General features: G+C 69.7%; 16 protein-coding genes. 4 read left to right on the forward strand and 12 right to left on the reverse strand.

The window, feature by feature from the left end:
- Window positions 1-4 precede the first annotated feature (4 nt).
- Window positions 5-1369, forward strand: coding sequence for a DNA repair protein RadA (gene radA / locus ACVFI9_RS16175; protein WP_474763208.1), 1365 nt, complete (start codon window positions 5-7; stop codon window positions 1367-1369).
- A gap of 17 nt (window positions 1370-1386) precedes the next feature.
- On the opposite strand, the gene ACVFI9_RS16180 is transcribed toward radA, so the two are convergent.
- The 7 genes from ACVFI9_RS16180 to ACVFI9_RS16210 form a co-directional block, all read right to left on the reverse strand.
- On the reverse strand, window positions 1387-1794 hold the full coding sequence (locus ACVFI9_RS16180; protein ID WP_474763209.1) for a dehydrogenase: 408 nt from the start codon (window positions 1792-1794) through the stop codon (window positions 1387-1389).
- A gap of 75 nt (window positions 1795-1869) precedes the next feature.
- Window positions 1870-2202 carry a three-helix bundle dimerization domain-containing protein gene (locus tag ACVFI9_RS16185; RefSeq protein WP_474763210.1) on the reverse strand — a complete coding sequence of 111 codons (333 nt, stop codon included), beginning with the start codon at window positions 2200-2202 and terminating at the stop codon, window positions 1870-1872.
- Between the two features lie 58 nt (window positions 2203-2260).
- Window positions 2261-2701 carry a DUF6098 family protein gene (locus ACVFI9_RS16190; RefSeq protein ID WP_474763211.1) on the reverse strand — a complete coding sequence of 147 codons (441 nt, stop codon included), beginning with the start codon at window positions 2699-2701 and terminating at the stop codon, window positions 2261-2263.
- Window positions 2702-2745: 44 nt separating this feature from the next.
- Window positions 2746-3033 carry a DUF7882 family protein gene (locus tag ACVFI9_RS16195; RefSeq protein ID WP_474763212.1) on the reverse strand — a complete coding sequence of 96 codons (288 nt, stop codon included), beginning with the start codon at window positions 3031-3033 and terminating at the stop codon, window positions 2746-2748.
- 136 nt (window positions 3034-3169) lie between these two features.
- Window positions 3170-3811 (reverse strand): hypothetical protein, encoded by a 642-nt coding sequence (locus tag ACVFI9_RS16200; protein WP_474763213.1) that lies wholly within the window; start codon window positions 3809-3811, stop codon window positions 3170-3172.
- A 62-nt stretch (window positions 3812-3873) separates the two neighbouring features.
- The gene (locus ACVFI9_RS16205) at window positions 3874-4401 is read right to left on the reverse strand and encodes an amino-acid N-acetyltransferase (RefSeq protein WP_474763214.1); all 528 of its coding nucleotides are present in this window, start codon (window positions 4399-4401) and stop codon (window positions 3874-3876) included.
- 89 nt (window positions 4402-4490) lie between these two features.
- Entirely contained in the window at window positions 4491-7019 is a 2529-nt protein-coding gene (locus tag ACVFI9_RS16210) for an ATP-dependent Clp protease ATP-binding subunit (RefSeq protein ID WP_474763215.1), read from the reverse strand.
- A gap of 206 nt (window positions 7020-7225) precedes the next feature.
- Here ACVFI9_RS16210 and ACVFI9_RS16215 point away from each other — a divergent pair, with 206 nt between their 5' ends.
- Together ACVFI9_RS16215 and ACVFI9_RS16220 are read left to right on the forward strand one after the other, a co-directional pair.
- Window positions 7226-7867 carry a hypothetical protein gene (locus ACVFI9_RS16215; protein WP_474763216.1) on the forward strand — a complete coding sequence of 214 codons (642 nt, stop codon included), beginning with the start codon at window positions 7226-7228 and terminating at the stop codon, window positions 7865-7867.
- Window positions 7867-8121, forward strand: a complete 255-nt coding sequence (locus tag ACVFI9_RS16220; protein ID WP_474763217.1) for a helix-turn-helix domain-containing protein — start codon at window positions 7867-7869, stop codon at window positions 8119-8121. Before ACVFI9_RS16215 ends, ACVFI9_RS16220 begins: the two co-directional genes overlap by 1 nt.
- Here the strand turns inward: ACVFI9_RS16220 and ACVFI9_RS16225 are convergent.
- Complete coding sequence (locus ACVFI9_RS16225; protein WP_474763218.1) at window positions 8114-8563, reverse strand: hypothetical protein; 450 nt, start codon at window positions 8561-8563, stop codon at window positions 8114-8116. The genes ACVFI9_RS16220 and ACVFI9_RS16225 overlap by 8 nt on opposite strands.
- 57 nt (window positions 8564-8620) lie before the next feature.
- Here ACVFI9_RS16225 and ACVFI9_RS16230 point away from each other — a divergent pair, with 57 nt between their 5' ends.
- Complete coding sequence (locus ACVFI9_RS16230) at window positions 8621-9622, forward strand: pirin family protein (protein WP_474763219.1); 1002 nt, start codon at window positions 8621-8623, stop codon at window positions 9620-9622.
- Window positions 9623-9689: 67 nt separating this feature from the next.
- On the opposite strand, the gene cls is transcribed toward ACVFI9_RS16230, so the two are convergent.
- The 4 genes from cls to lysS form a co-directional block, all read right to left on the reverse strand.
- On the reverse strand, window positions 9690-11165 hold the full coding sequence (gene cls / locus ACVFI9_RS16235; RefSeq protein WP_474763220.1) for a cardiolipin synthase: 1476 nt from the start codon (window positions 11163-11165) through the stop codon (window positions 9690-9692).
- Entirely contained in the window at window positions 11162-11338 is a 177-nt protein-coding gene (locus ACVFI9_RS16240) for a hypothetical protein (RefSeq protein ID WP_360517319.1), read from the reverse strand. The genes cls and ACVFI9_RS16240 overlap by 4 nt, the downstream gene beginning before the upstream one ends.
- Window positions 11339-11557: 219 nt before the next feature.
- On the reverse strand, window positions 11558-11707 hold the full coding sequence (locus ACVFI9_RS16245) for a hypothetical protein (protein WP_474763221.1): 150 nt from the start codon (window positions 11705-11707) through the stop codon (window positions 11558-11560).
- A 13-nt stretch (window positions 11708-11720) separates the two neighbouring features.
- The gene (gene lysS / locus ACVFI9_RS16250; RefSeq protein ID WP_474763222.1) at window positions 11721-13268 is read right to left on the reverse strand and encodes a lysine--tRNA ligase; all 1548 of its coding nucleotides are present in this window, start codon (window positions 13266-13268) and stop codon (window positions 11721-11723) included.
- Window positions 13269-13482: the final 214 nt, after the last annotated feature.

Here is a 13482-nt window from a genome sequence, read left to right on the forward strand (position 1 = left end):
GAGCATGGCCAAGCCCACCTCCGCCTTTCGCTGCACGGAATGCGGGTGGACCACCGCGAAATGGGCGGGTCGCTGCGCCGAGTGCCAACAGTGGGGCACCGTGGTCGATGCCGCCGAGCAGACGGGCATCGTGCGCTCGCTGCAGGCCGTCGTCCCGAGCGCGGCGCGCGTCGCGCGCCCGATCTCCGAGGTGCAGACCGAAGACGCGGCGCACCGGCCCACCGGCATCGGCGAGTTCGATCGCGTGCTCGGCGGGGGCATCGTCGCGGGCGCCGCGATCCTGCTCTCGGGCGAACCGGGCGTGGGCAAGTCCACGCTCCTCCTCGAGGTGGCGGCCCGGGTGGCGGCCGCAGGCCGGCGCGTGCTCTACGTGAGCGCCGAGGAGTCCACGGCCCAGGTGCGGCTCCGTGCGGGGCGCACCGGCGCGTTGCACGACGAGCTCTACCTCGCCGCCGAGACCGATCTCGCCACCATCCTCGGCCAGGTCGACCAGGTCGCACCCGAACTGCTCGTGGTCGACTCCGTGCAGACGGTGTCCAGCTCCCTCTCCGACGGACTGCCCGGCCAGCCGAGCCAGGTGCGCGAGGTGGCGTCGACGCTCATCCGGGTCGCGAAGGAGCGGCAGCTGCCCGTGCTCCTCGTCGGCCACGTCACCAAAGACGGCTCCATCGCCGGCCCGCGCCTCCTCGAGCACCTCGTCGACGTGGTGTGCCAGTTCGAGGGCGACCGGCAGACGGCGCTCCGGTTCGTCCGCGCCCTGAAGAACCGCTTCGGGCCCACCGACGAGGTCGGATGCTTCGAGATGACGGGCGACGGCATCGCCGAGGTGCCCGACCCATCCGGTCTCTTCCTCAGCCGTTCGCGCAACGCGGTGAGCGGCACTTGCGTGACCGTCGCACTCGAGGGGCGTCGTGCGCTGCCCGTCGAGGTGCAGGCCCTCGTGGTCACGACCAAGGCCCCGCAGCCGCGTCGCGTGGTCAACGGCGTCGATCCGTCGCGCGTGGCCATGATCATCGCGGTGCTCGAGCGTCGGGCGGGGCTCAGACAGCTCGGCGAGCACGACGTCTACGTGTCCACCGTCGGCGGTGTGCGGCTCGTCGAGCCCGGCGCCGATCTCGCCATCGCGGTCGCCATCGCCTCGGCCATGCGCGATCGCGCGGTGCCGCATGAACTCGCCGCGTTCGGCGAGATCAGCCTCGCGGGCGAGGTGCGGCCCGTGACCTCGGCCCGCCAGCGGGGCAACGAGGCTCGGCGACTCGGCTACACGACGATCCTCGACGTCGAGGCCGGCAGCGTGCATGCGGCCGTCGAGCGCGCCATGGTCGCGGCGTCCTCGAGCCGTGAACGCGAGCTCGACGCCGCCTTCTGACGGCCGCCGGTCGCCGGTCAGGCCTCGAGTGCCCGCAGCAGTTCGGTGGGCGACGCCTGCATGGGGTGCGGCCCGGCAATGTCGAGGAACACCGTCGTGATCGTCGACTCGTATCGCTTCAGGAATGAACGAAGCCACGCCGGGCTGTGCAGGCCGACCGCGGGCGGCAGGTTGGCGGGCTTGTTCGCCGCGTCGCTGAAGAGCAGGAGCGCGACCTCGCCCGACTTGGGGTCGCGGTACGTCCACACCTCGCCGCCGTCGAGCGGACGATCACGCGGGCCCGGCTTGAGGAGCGGTACGACCGTGTTGCCGTTCCTGAGGGCGAGCGCCACCGCGGCCATGTCCTGCCGTTCGAGCGCCTCGGCGAGCGCCTGCGAGCGGAACTCCATCGGCTCGCCCCTGCCCGGTTTCCTCCGCTGCGCCATGGTTCCCAGCGTATCGAGCGGATGCCGCGAGCCGACGCTCGTCCGCGAGCGGCGAACGCACCGAGCGTCTGGGCGCTACGAGCCGCCGAGATCGCCGTTCAGCAGGCCGATGCGCAGCGACGGGTCGAGTTCGTCGCGCTGGCGCTCGGCTCGCTCGAGGCGGTCGACGTCTCGGGCGTCCACCGCCGCCTCCCCGTTCGGGACCGGCACCGCACCTTCCGCCCGCAGGCGGTCGCGCACCTCGTGCTCCACGAGCACCGGCACGAAATCCCGGATCGGATTCCCCTCGAGTTCGAGGTGCTCCTCGGCGACGATGGCCGCGACGCGCTCGCGCGTCACCGTCGGAAACCGCTCAGCGAGGCGATCGACCACGTCGTCGAGCGCCCGAGCTTCGTCATCGGTGTGCATGTCACGAGTCTCCCTCCCCCGGGGCGTGCGAACAACCCTCGGGGCCCGATCGCCGCGGTCAGGATTCCCGGCCCTCCGGGCCGACGCCCGCGGCGAACCGATCCTCGTACCGTCGCTCCGCCTCCTCGAGGAGCGTGTCGGTGAGCTCTGCCACGAACACCGCTTCAGCGAGGAGCGGCTCGCAGTCGGGGCCCCGACCGACCAGCGTGCCGTGCAGCACCCAAGCGATGCGATCGGGATTGCGGTCGCGCAGGTGCTTGTACTGGCAGAGCTGGCGTGCCAGCCAGTCCTCGGTCGGGCGCGTCCACCAGGGTTCGGGATCCAGCGGGTTCGCCGAGAGGCCGGGCAACTCGAGCCCGCTCTCGGTGTCGACCGAGGTGGACTCGAAGTCGTGGTCGGGCCCTTCCGAGTACCGGACGTACAGCGGCTTGGTCCCGAGTTCGGACCCCAACGCCTGCAACGAGTCGAGTCGGCGATCAGGGGAGTCGCTGTGGTGCACCCTCGAACGCTAGACCGGTCGGGCATGAAGTGGGAGGGGATTGACTACTCGGGTGGCTCAGGCACCACCGTGAGTCCCCGGGTCGACCCCGCGGCCTCGGCGAGGTGCTCCAGCCAGGTTCGGTTCAGCACGGGGTGACGGTTGCCGTGGTAGACGAATTGCAGGGGCGTCTCGGGAGTCATCCAGATGACCCGCTCCTGCTTGCCGTCTTCGACGACGAGCGGGAACCGCTCGTCCCTGCGAAGCTTGTCGATGATCACGACTTGAAGGTGTGCGAGGGTGCGGTCCTCGATGTCCAGTTCGAAGTCACGGTCATACACCAAGACGCCCACGCCTGCTCCTGCCGATCGCTTCCCTGACCCTACTCTGCCCCTTGCAGGAGCCACTTCGCCACTCCCGCGGCACACGCACGGCGCGTCGACGCGCCGACGCGCCGACGCGTCGCCTGGGCGCGGTATGGAGGCGCCGTCAGTAGAGCAGGAACTGCTTGTCGGCCGCCGACTCGAAGCCGTCGACGCTCACCCCGAGGTGGTACGACGCTCCCCCGGCCGGCACCGCCTCACGCGGGCCCTCGCACGTCTCCGCGCTCGAGCGGGTGCGGTCCCAGACGATCGGAACGCTCGAGCTCACCGGCGTGCCCGGGGCGAGCGAGACCTCCGCGTCGACGGGGTCGACCTGGCAGTCGGTCGACCGCCAGTACACCTCGGAACCGCTCGTGATCGTGAAGACCTGGGCACTCGTGCCCGCGTTCAGCACGCAGACGTTCTTCCCGATGTTCGTGATGGTGACCGACAGGTGCGGCTGCTCGCCCGCCTCGTAACTCGACTTGTCGGTGACCGCCTCCACGATGAGGCTCGTCTCGGCGCACGCGTCGCCGTCGGCGGCCGTCGCCTCCGTCGGGATGGCCGTCGTGGCGGGCTCGGTGGCCCCGGTCGTGGCCGGCGCGTTCGCCGTCGGAGGATCGGTCTCGTCGCCCTGGCTCGAGCCCGGTCGCACGATGATGAGCACGATCGCCACGATGACCGCGATCAGCCCGAGCAGCACCATCAGCCGACGGCGCCGGTACACCTGCGGCGATTGCCGCCGTGCGGGGGCGGGATTCGTCGACATGGTCACAGGGTACGACCGGGGAGCCCCGGCGGGCGGCATCCGTTCGGCGCGCCGGAGCGCTCTCAGAGAAGCTTCAGCATGCGCGTGTTGCCCAGGGTGTTCTGCTTCACGCGAGCGAGGTCGAGGAACTCGGCGACACCCTCGTCGTGCGAGCGCACGAGCTCCGCGTACACCTCGGGATCGACGGTCTCGTGCCCCATGTCCTCGAAGCCGTGGCGGGCGAAGAAGTCCACCTCGAAGGTGAGGCAGAACAGACGGGTGAGGCCGAGTTCGCGGGCGTCGACCTCGAGCGCGTCGAGGAGCGCATGACCGACGCCCTTGCCGAGCCAGGCGTCGTCGACCGCGAGGGTGCGGACCTCGCCGAGGTCCTCCCACATGACATGCAGCGCACCCGCGCCGATGAGCCGACCCTCATCGCCGGCGGCTTCGGCCACCCTGAACTCCTGCACGTCGCCGTAGAGATCGACCCGCTCCTTGCCGAGCAGGATGCGTCGCTGCACGAGCGGCTCCACGAGTGCGAGGATCTTCGGCACGTCGCTCGTGCGCGCTCGGCGCACCGTGAATGGCCCTGAGCCGGGCGAAGGGGTCATCCGATCATCGTAGGCGCAGACGAAGGGGGCGGATGCCTCGCAGGACTCGTGCCGAGCCCGTCGAAGCATCCGCCCCCTGGTCGTTCAGCTCACTCGCCGGATGCCGCGGCGAGGTCGGGGCTCACGGGCCCCGTGCCGATCGCGGCGCCCGTGTTCACGCCCACGCCCACAGGCAGCGCCCGCTGCGACGTGGTGAACACGAACTCGCCGTCCTTGAAGTCGACGTGCACGTGGTCGCCCGAGTTGAGCTCGCCGTGCAGGATCTTCTCGGACAGGCGGTCTTCGACCTCATGCTGCACCGCGCGACGCAGCGGCCGGGCGCCGAGCGCGGGGTCGAAGCCGACCTCGATCAGGCGCTCCTTCGCGGGAACCGTGAGCTCGACGGTCATGTCGCGGTCGAGCATGCGCTCGCCGAGGCGCTTGATGAACAGGTCGACGATCTGGAGGAGCTCCGCCTTCGACAGCTGCGGGAAGACGATGATCTCGTCGACGCGGTTCAGGAACTCGGGCTTGAAGTGCTTCTTCAGCTCCTCCTTCACCTTGCCGCTCATGAGGTCGTAGCCCGTGCGGGTGTCGCCCTCGATCGCGAAGCCCACGGGCCCGCTCGAGATGTCCTTCGTGCCGAGGTTCGTCGTCATGATGATGACGGTGTTCTTGAAGTCCACCACGCGACCCTGGCCGTCGGTGAGGCGGCCCTCCTCCAGGATCTGGAGGAGCGAGTTGAAGATGTCGGGGTGCGCCTTCTCGATCTCGTCGAAGAGCACGACGCTGAACGGCTTGCGGCGCACCTTCTCGGTGAGCTGGCCGCCCTCCTCGAAGCCGACGAACCCGGGAGGGGCACCGAACAGCCGTGAGACCGTGTGCTTCTCGCCGTACTCCGACATGTCGAGCGAGATCATCGCCGCCTCATCGTCGAAGAGGAACTCGGCGAGCGCCTTGGCCAGCTCGGTCTTGCCGACGCCCGTGGGCCCCGCGAAGATGAACGAGCCAGAGGGTCGCTTCGGGTCCTTGAGGCCGGCGCGCGTACGACGGATGGTCTTGGCGAGGGCCGAGATGGCCTCCTCCTGGCCGATGACACGCTCATGCAGCGCCTTCTCCATGAAGACGAGCCGCGAGCTCTCCTCCTCGGTGAGCTTGAACACCGGGATGCCGGTGGCCTGGGCGAGCACCTCGGCGATCAGGCCCTCGTCGACGACCGCAGTGGTCTTGACGTCTCCCGACTTCCACTGCTTCTCGAGCCGCAGGCGCTCGCCGAGCAGGTTCTTCTCCTCGTCGCGGAGCGACGCGGCCTTCTCGAAGTCCTGCTCCTCGATCGCGGTCTCCTTCGCGGCCCGCACCACGGCGATCTTCTCGTCGAACTCGCGCAGCTCGGGTGGCGACGACAGGATCGACAGGCGCAGGCGGGCGCCGGCCTCGTCGATCAGGTCGATGGCCTTGTCGGGGAGGAACCGGTCGCTCACGTAGCGGTCGGCGAGGTTCGCGGCGGCGACGATGGCACCGTCGGTGATGGACACCTTGTGGTGCGCCTCGTACCGGTCGCGCAGGCCCTTGAGGATGTTGATCGCGTGCGGCAGCGACGGCTCCTGCACCTGGATCGGCTGGAAGCGGCGCTCGAGTGCGGCATCCTTCTCGAAGTGCTTGCGGTACTCGTCGAGCGTGGTCGCGCCGATCGTCTGCAGCTCGCCGCGGGCGAGCAGCGGCTTCAGGATCGATGCGGCGTCGATCGCGCCCTCGGCCGCACCGGCGCCCACGAGCGTGTGGATCTCATCGATGAAGACGATGATGTCGCCGCGGGTACGGATCTCCTTGGTGACCTTCTTCAGGCGTTCCTCGAAGTCGCCGCGGTACCGGGAACCGGCGATGAGCGAGCCCAGGTCGAGCGAGTAGAGCTGCTTGTCCTTCAGCGTCTCGGGCACCTCGCCCTTGACGATCGCCTGCGCGAGGCCCTCGACGACGGCGGTCTTGCCGACGCCGGGCTCGCCGATGAGCACGGGGTTGTTCTTCGACCGGCGGGAGAGGATCTGCATGACCCGCTCGATCTCCTTCTCGCGCCCGATCACGGGGTCGAGCTTCGACTCGCGCGCGGCCTGCGTGAGGTTCCGGCCGAACTGGTCGAGGATCTGCGAGCCGCCCGCGGGCTGCTGCTGGTCGTTGGCACCCACCTGCACCTGCTCCTTGCCCTGGTAGCCGGAGAGGAGCTGGATGACCTGCTGGCGCACACGGTTGAGGTCGGCGCCGAGCTTCACGAGCACCTGGGCGGCGACGCCCTCGCCCTCCCGGATGAGACCGAGCAGGATGTGCTCGGTGCCGATGTAGTTGTGGCCGAGCTGCAGGGCTTCGCGGAGCGAGAGCTCCAGCACCTTCTTGGCGCGCGGCGTGAACGGGATGTGACCGGTGGGCTGCTGCTGCCCCTGGCCGATGATGTCCTGCACCTGCTCGCGCACCGCGTCGAGCGAGATGCCGAGCGACTCGAGCGCCTTGGCGGCGACGCCTTCGCCCTCGTGGATGAGACCGAGCAGGATGTGCTCGGTGCCGATGTAGTTGTGGTTCAGCATCTTGGCCTCTTCTTGGGCCAGGACGACGACACGACGGGCTCGGTCGGTGAATCTCTCGAACATCTCAACTCCTCACGACCCCTCTGGGCAGGGGCGCCGATACATCGAGCGTAAACACTCCGGATGTCGCGTGGGCCGCTGTTCGCCGTGGGCGCAGCGTTCGCAGCCCCCTTGACCTCGGTTGTGCAGTCTGCGTAACATATCGATCATCGTTATTATCGATATTCGTTATTCATCCCACGATCGCCATGACCGACTCCGGAGCAGACATGACCGCAACGCGCACCCCTCCCGCACTCGGCATCGCGGACCGCATCGGCATCGTCGGCGTGCTCGCCATCGCGGTCGCGTGGCCCGCGCTCATGCTCGTCTCGCTCTGGCTCTCGCTCAAGCAGAAGGTGATCGACGGGCTCTACGTATTCGGCTTCACCCTGGCCGGCCAGACCCGCGAGATCGACCTCGGCCCCACGGATCCCGTGCGGGTCGAGCGCGCGGCCCAGTCGAACGAGGTCTGGGTGCAGGCCACGAACGTGAGCGACGCCGTCGTCGGCCTGACGATCGCCGGTCACCTGCTCGGGGCCGTGCTCTCCGTGTCGATCGCCGCCGCCGCCGTCTACCTGGGGGTGCGCCTCTGGCGCGGCCGACCCTTCGTCCGCTCCCTGACGGTCACGTTGCAGGCGCTCGCCATCGTGCTCCTCGTCGGCGGAACCGGGCTCGAGGTGATCGTGAACCTGGCCGATTCGATGGCCCTGGCCGAACTCACAGCGAGCAACCCGGACACGCCGCTCAGCACGACCTGGGCCTGGACGTTCACCGGCGGCTGGCTCTTCGCCGGCGTCGCGCTCGCGCTCGTCGCCGGCGCGTTCCAGGTCAGCGAGCGCCTTCAGCGCGACACCGAGGGACTCGTCTGATGTCCCCGGCCGAGCCCGACGAGGCATCCGACATCCACTGCCGCCTCGATGAACTGCTCGAGGCGCGCGGACTGACGCTCAGCCGACTCAGCGAGCTCGTCGGAGTGAGCGTCGTGAACCTCAGCATCCTGAAGAACGACCGGGCCCGCGCCATCCGGTTCTCGACGCTGCAGGCCGTCTGCGAGGCGCTCGACTGCGAGGTCGGCGACGTCCTCGTGATCCGCGCGCGGAGCGCGGCGACGCGGCCTACTTGACCGGGACCGTCACGGTCTCGCCGACGACCTCGACGATGAGCTCCTCGGTCGTGGTGACGTGCACGGGGGTCCAGAACACCGTGGTGTGCGGAACGAGATCCATGGTGCAGGGCTCGTCCTCATCGCGCTCGACGACGTCGATCGCGACCCGGTTGCCCTCGCCGGCCTCCTCGAGCACGCGGATACGGCTGCCGACGACCGGGCAGGTGGAGCTGCCGGGTATCGTCACCGCGAGCTGGCCGCCCTGCTGCAGGTAGACCGCCTGCACGGCGTCTTCGGCTCCGGACTCGTGCCCGTCGGCGTCGCCGGCGTGGTCGCTCACCGGCAGCCCGCGGTAGTCCTCGACGGCGGCGCTGCCGGGATTGCAGGCGGAGAGCAGGAAGACGGATGCCGCGGCCACGGCCACGAGGCCGGCACGGCGGAGGGAAACGGAGGAGACCATGCCGTCATGCTATCGGTCGTGACGCCGCCGTCGGAGCACGCGGGTAGCATGCCGGACATGAGCAACCTCGAACGCGATCCGGTCGAGCTCACGTGCCCGCCCGACGAACCGTCGAGCCCGGTCGTGCAGGTGCTCATGCCCCGCGACGTCCCGCTCGGCGGCCCCCGCGCCATGAACGTGCGACGCACGCTCCCCCAGCGCGGGCGCACCACCGTCGGCGCCTGGTGCTTCGCCGACCACTACGGCCCAGACGACGTCGCCGTCTCGGGCGGCATGGTCGTGCCGCCGCATCCGCACACCGGGCTGCAGACCGTGAGCTGGCTCTTCGAGGGCGAGATCGAGCACCGCGACAGCGCCGGCAGCCACGCCCTCGTGCGCCCGGGCGCCGTGAACCTGATGACCGCCGGGCGCGGCATCTCCCACTCCGAGGTGTCGACCGCCGGCACCACGCGGCTGCACGGCGTGCAGCTCTGGGTCGCGCTGCCCGAGGCATCCCGTCACGTCGGGCCGTTCTTCGAGCACGCCGAGACCGTGCCCGTGACGATCGACGACGCGACCGTGCGGGTGTTCGTCGGATCCCTCGCCGGCGCCGCGTGCGACGTGACGGTGTTCTCGCCGCTCCTCGGCGCCCAGGTCGACCTGCCCGCCGGCGGTCGCGTCGAGCTCGAGCTCGAACCCGGATTCGAGCACGGCGTGCTCGTCGATCTCGGCCCCGTCGCCGTCGCCGTCGATTCCGATGGCACGGATGCCCCGGCCGACGTGAACCGGTCGGAGCTCGCGTACCTCGAGCCCGGCCGACGGCGACTCGTGCTCGCCGCTCCCCACGGGCCGGCGCGGGTCGTGCTGCTCGGCGGCGTGCCGTTCGGCGAGCAGCTCGTGATGTGGTGGAACTTCATCGGCCGCTCGCACGACGAGATCGTGGAGTTCCGGCGCCAGTGGCAGGCCGACGTCATCGGCCGCGACAACCCCGACGGACGCTTCGGCACCGTCGCCGGATACGACGGCGCGCCGCTGCCCGCTCCCGAGCTTCCGACGGTGCGGCTGAAGCCGCGGTCGTGACGGCGGGCGCCCGATGCCACGGCGTCGGGCACGGGGCATCCGCCCGCGACCCCCGCCGGCCGTGCGACTACTGCAGCGCCGACGTGAGCCGCGCGAGGTTGTCGAGCACCGTGGAGCGCAGCGGCTGGCGCTCCCACTCCTCGAGCGAGAGCTCGCGGCTCTCGCGGCGGTAGCCGTCTTCGACGGCGCGCATCTCGCGCACGAAGGATGAGCCGCGCACGAGGAGCGACACCTCCATGTTGAGCTCGAAGGAGCGGATGTCCATGTTGCTCGAGCCGATGACGGCGACGTCGTCGTCGATCGTGAAGTGCTTCGAGTGCAGGATGTAGGGCGCCTTGTAGAGCCAGATCTTCACGCCGCCGCGCAGCAGCGCCTCGTAGTACGAGCGCTGCGCGTGGTACACGAGGGCCTGGTCGCCGATCTCCGAGACGAAGAGCTCGACGTGGACGCCCCGTTGCGTCGCCCCGGTGATGGCACGGAGCATCGCCTCGTCGGGCACGAAGTACGGGCTCGTGAGGATGATGCGCTCGCGCGCCGCGTACATGAGCGCGAGGAAGAGCTTGAGGTTGTTCTCACTCGTGTAACCGGGGCCACTCGGGACGACCTGGCAGTCGAGGTCCTGCGCCTCGCTCGCCTGGCCGAGGGGCACGATCTCCCGCATCGGCGCCTCACCGGTCTCGAGGTACCAGTCGGTCGCGAAGATGGCCTCGAGGCCCGACACGATCGGCCCCTCGACCCGTGCGACGAGTTCCTTCCACTTCAGGCCGCGACGGATGTTGCCGGGCTTGTTGTACGAGCGGTCGATGATGTTCTGCGAGCCCATGAAGCCGATCTCGCCGTCGACCACGAGGATCTTGCGGTGGTTGCGGAGGTCGGGGCGCTGGTACCGTCCGAGCCAGGGCTGCACGGGGAGCATGAGCTGCCAGCGCACGCCCATGTCGTCGAGGCGCTTCAGCGTCTTGCGGTAGCCGGCCACCCTGGCCGAGGCGATGTGGTCGAGGAGCACGCGCACCTCAACGCCCCGCGACGCCGCCGCTCCGAGCGCGTCGAAGAACGGCGCGGTCGTGCGGTCGTAGGCGAAGATGTAGAACTCGACGTGCACGTAGCGCTCGGCACGCCGGATCGCCTCGGTCATCGCGTCGAGAGATCCCTGGTAGTCGCCGATGAGCGTCGCGCTGTTCGAGCCGATGAGCGGCATCGCGCCGAGGTTGCGGTTCAGGCGCACGACGCCGTCGAACCACGCCGGCCACGTCGTGCTGTCGCTCACGCGCTCGACGCCGAGCGTCGACTCGCGGATGTACTCGTCGACCTCCGCCTGCTTCTCACGCCGCCGCTTCGGCAGCTTCGGATTGCCGATGAGGAGGAAGAACAGGACGCCGATGACCGGGAGGAAGAAGATGGCGAGGAGCCACGCCATGCCGGCGGTGGGGCGGCGGTTGCGCGGCACCACGATGACCGCGATGACGCGGATGATGATGTCGACGACGATGACGGCGGCGGCGATGATGGCGGTGACCGTCGACGCCGTGATGTCGATCGTCATCCGGCGGGGCGTTCGCGACCGAGCTTCGCGCGCTCCTCGGCTTCGATGCGGGCGTAGGCGTTGCGCTCACTGCGATCGGCGCGGATGACCGCGCGCAGCACGAACCAGAAGATGAGCCCGATGAGCACGGTCGGCGCAAGCGACCAGATCGCATTCGCCCAGAATTCGTCCATAGTCCCCTCAGGATACGGTCAAAACCTCGGAATCCGCCCATCGCGCCCGCCATGGCAGCCTGTGGCGCCCGACCCGGGCGAGACGAGGCGAGACAGGAGCAGGGCATCCAGAAGTCGCGGATGCACGGTGCGACCCGCCATTCGCGCCCGTTCGGTGTGCGGGGGGGCGGGCTGGCCGGAGGCGGGGTCCGGCTCAGCCGTCCGGCTCAGCCGTCCGGCTCAGCCGCCCGTGACGATGCCCCAGATCCCCGAGCCGACGAGGTACAGGCCGATGGCGCCCACCACGATCCAGAGCATGAGGCGCGCGTTCGACGGGCGCTTCGGGTCGGGGTCGGGCTCGAGTTCCTTCTTGGGCAGGTAGTCGTTCATTCGCGGCATCCGCTCACTTCACCAGCGGGAACAGGATCGTCTCGCGGATGCCGAGCCCCGTGATCGCCATGAGCAGGCGGTCGATGCCCATGCCCATGCCGCCCGTCGGCGGCATGCCGAACTCGAGCGCGCGCAGGAACTCCTCGTCGAGGCGCATGGCCTCGGGGTCGCCGCCCGCGGCGAGCTTCGCCTGCTCGACGAAGCGCTCGCGCTGCACGACCGGATCGACGAGCTCCGAGTACCCCGTGGCGAGCTCGAAGCCGCGCACGTAGAGGTCCCATTTCTCGACCACGCCCGGGATCGAGCGGTGCTGGCGCACGAGCGGCGAGGTGTCGAGCGGGAAGTCCATGACGAACGTGGGCCGCTCGAGGCGTGGCTTCACGTGGTGCTCCCAGAGCTCCTCCACGTACTTGCCGGGCAGCGGGTGGTCGATCTCGATGCCCTCGGTGTCGGCGAGCTCCTTCAGCCGCGACATCGGCGTCTCGGCGGTGATCTGCTCCCCCACCGCCTCCGAGAGCGAGTCGTACATCGACAGCCGCTCCCACTCGCCGCCGAGGTCGAACTCGGTGCCGTCGGCCCACGTCACCACGTGCGAGCCCGCGACGGCCACGGCGGCATCCTGGATCAGCTGCTGCGTGAGGTCGGCGATGGAGTGGTAGTCGCCGTAGGCCTGGTAGGCCTCGAGCATCGCGAACTCGGGGCTGTGCGTGGAGTCGGCGCCCTCGTTGCGGAAGTTGCGGTTGATCTCGTAGACCCGCTCGATGCCGCCGACGACGGCGCGCTTCAGGTAGAGCTCGGGCGCGATGCGCAGGTAGAGCTCGGTGTCGAACGCGTTCGAGTGCGTGACGAACGGGCGAGCGGATGCCCCGCCATGCATGACCTGCAGCATCGGGGTCTCGACCTCGATGAACCCGAGGCTCGTGAACGTCGCCCGGAGGCTCGCGTTGACCTTGGCCCGGTCGACGACGTTGCGACGCGACTGCTCGCGAGCGATGAGGTCGAGGTAGCGGCTGCGCACGCGCGTCTCTTCGGAGAGCTCGTTGTGCAGGTTGGGCAGCGGAAGGATCGCCTTCGACGCGATCCGCCACTCCTTGACGAGGATCGAGAGCTCGCCGCGGCGGCTCGTGATGACCTCGCCCGCGACGAACACGTGGTCGCCGAGGTCGACGAGCTCCTTCCATCCGGCGAGCGAGGCCTCTCCCACCTCGGCGAGCGACACCATCGCCTGGATGCGGCTGCCGTCGCCCGACTGCAGGGTCGCGAAGCAGAGCTTGCCGGTGTTGCGCGAGAACACGACGCGGCCGGCGAGGCCGACCTGCTCGCCGCTCGCCTCATCGACGCCGAGGCCCACGAACCGGTCGCGCACCTCGGGGATCGTCGCGGTGATCGGCAGGCTCACCGGGTACGCCCCGAGCGCGAGGTCGTCGGATGCCGCGATCAGCCGGTCGCGCTTGGCGAGCCGCACGGCCTTCTGCTCGGAGATCTCGTCGGCGCTGATCTCGTCGGCGCTGATCTCCGCGGCGGTCGGCTGGGGTGCGGCATCCGTGGGGGTCTCGGCCATCGTTCACTCTCGGTTCGCGGAAACGTGCGTGCACCAGCCTACTTGGGCACGGCAGGCCGCCCGATCGGCGGAACTGCTCGAGCCAGTGCAGGAGCTCGAGCTCGTGCAGGAGAAGTGCACTCAGCACGCCCCTCAGGCAGGGATGGGTCCTTTTCTCCTGCGCAAGCCGGGCTGGGGCCCGCGGGAGCCGGGCCGAGGCCGGGCCGAGGCCGGG

It is taken from the genome of Agromyces sp. NSFZ (assembly GCF_056156205.1).